The sequence below is a fragment of the Candidatus Erwinia dacicola genome (assembly GCF_001756855.1).
Classification (GTDB): Bacteria; Pseudomonadota; Gammaproteobacteria; order Enterobacterales; family Enterobacteriaceae; genus Erwinia; species Erwinia dacicola.
In genome coordinates this window covers 1-1,840 of the sequence record NZ_MAYS01000116.1, presented here as the reverse complement: position 1 = coordinate 1,840, position 1,840 = coordinate 1, and the positions used below count along the sequence as shown (strand labels likewise).

Genomic DNA, 1,840 nt, shown 5'->3' with positions numbered 1-1,840 from the left:
CAGATCTTTGCAACAGTACCATCAGGGGCGCAGTACGGTAAAGAATTACGTCGCCTATCTTCCTGCCCTTGCCGGGTTACCATCCCCTTTAAGCTGGGGCTGGTTCAGAATAGTCAGTGGAACAGCCAGAACGAAAACCGCCTTCAAGCCTCGCTCTAGTACCGGGGAAACATGGTGTTTATGGTTAATCACTAGGGCAATAAATGATTTTTTATGCATTTATTTCAACTATCCAGTCATTTTGCATTGTCGCACAACCAGAAATCTTTCATAATCGGCCCACACCCTAATTTTTAAGGCGAAGATCTTAATGAGTCAGAGATATCGCGTGTTTATTGACGGTCAGGCGGGCACCACCGGATTGCAGATCCACCAGCGTCTGGTGAACCATCCGCAGATTGACATGCTCAACATTAATAAGGCGCAGCGTAAAGATGCCCACGCCCGCCAAGCACTGATGAAACAGGCCAATGTCACCATCCTTTGCCTGCCCGATGCCGCCGCACGTGAAGCGGTAGCGCTGGCAGATGAAGTCGGCGCACGAGTGCTGGATGCCAGCTCTGCGCACCGCGTTGAAGCCGGTTGGGTTTACGGCCTAGCAGAACTGGCCGCCGATCAGCGTGAGAAAATTCGTACTGCCAGTCACGTCTCAAATCCTGGCTGCTATGCAACCGGCTCTATCGCCCTGCTAGCCCCGCTGACCCAGGCAGGTTTGTTGCAGGCCGATCGGCCGCTGGCGATCAATGGGGTTTCCGGCTACAGCGGCGGCGGCAAACAGATGATTGAAAAGTATCAGCAGGCGGGAACGGGCTTTGCGGCTTACGGACTGGGCTTCGATCATAAACATCTGAAAGAGATTCAGGCATGGAGCGGGCTGAGCAGCCGCCCGATATTCCAGCCTGCGGTGGGTGATTATGCACAGGGGATGCTGGTGTTTATCCCGCTGAACGGCGTTGATGGTGAACCGCTGCAGCTGGCGCTGGCGCAGTTCTATGCCGCTCAGCCCTTTATCAATGTGCATGAGCTGAACCAGCTGAATGACGACAGTGCGCCGTATCTGCTGCCGGAGGCGCTGAACAATACCAATAATATGGAGCTGTTCGTTTTCAGCCATGCAGAGCAGCGCCAGAGCATTCTGGTGGCCCGCCTCGATAACCTCGGGAAAGGTGCCTCCGGTGCCGCTGTGCAGAACCTGAATATTATGCTGGGCCTGAGTGAAGAGACCTGCGTCAATCTTTAACAGCGCCTCTATCTTGGCACGTGCTGACCGGGAAAAAAGTCGGCCCCTACAGCAAATCACTGCGCCGCCAACTATAACGGCTTATGCGCCGTCTCTTTCTTTAACCACACTGGGTAATGATTCCAACTTACTGATAGTGTTTATGTTCAGATAATGCCCGATGACTTTGTCATGCAGCTCCACCGATTTTGAGAACGTAGCGCCCTTAAGGGCGAGCGTCACGGCTTCGCCGTTCTGGTGCTTTGCATGACTGGAGCTCCGCTTTATACTCAGCTCCATGTATATCCCGCGTCCTGCCAAACTCCTTTTCACCGTCGATGACGGCTGAAACCGCTATCTCGAAAAACACGGCGACAGCATGTCAGCCAGTGGACCCAACTCGCCGTTGAGGGCACTGTTGCAAAGATCTGGCGATGGTAAACTGATGCCACTGTTTAGTTGAAGGAGCAGCACATGAACCCATTTAAAGGTCGACATTTTGAGCGTCATATTATCCTGTGGGCCGTCCGCTGGTACTGCAAATATGGCATCAGTTATCGTGAGCTGCAGGAGATGCTGGCTGAGCGAGGGGTAAATGTCGATCACACCACGATTTATCGA

Annotated in this window: 1 protein-coding gene and 3 pseudogenes; 3 read left to right on the top strand and 1 reads right to left on the bottom strand. The window is 53.2% G+C overall.

All coding sequences use genetic code 11. The features are described from left to right. Positions 1-310: 310 nt before the first annotated feature. Positions 311-1,240: an N-acetyl-gamma-glutamyl-phosphate reductase gene (gene argC, locus BBW68_RS03615; protein WP_070134033.1), complete on the top strand. Its 930-nt coding sequence runs from the start codon at positions 311-313 to the stop codon at positions 1,238-1,240. A 127-nt stretch (positions 1,241-1,367) separates the two neighbouring features. Here the strand turns inward: argC and BBW68_RS20510 are convergent. Then, a pseudogene (locus tag BBW68_RS20510) lies at positions 1,368-1,441 on the bottom strand (IS1 family transposase); the annotation flags it as partial. Between the two features lie 76 nt (positions 1,442-1,517). Between BBW68_RS20510 and BBW68_RS20505 the strand changes: the two are divergent. Next, a pseudogene (locus BBW68_RS20505) lies at positions 1,518-1,642 on the top strand (IS91 family transposase); the annotation flags it as partial. A gap of 51 nt (positions 1,643-1,693) precedes the next feature. Then, positions 1,694-1,840: pseudogene (locus BBW68_RS03605) on the top strand (IS6 family transposase); the annotation flags it as partial.

Coding starts and splice junctions, on each gene's coding strand:
- argC (WP_070134033.1), top strand. CDS start 311: ATGAGTCAGAGATATCGCGTGTTTATTGACGGTCAGGCGGGCACCACC.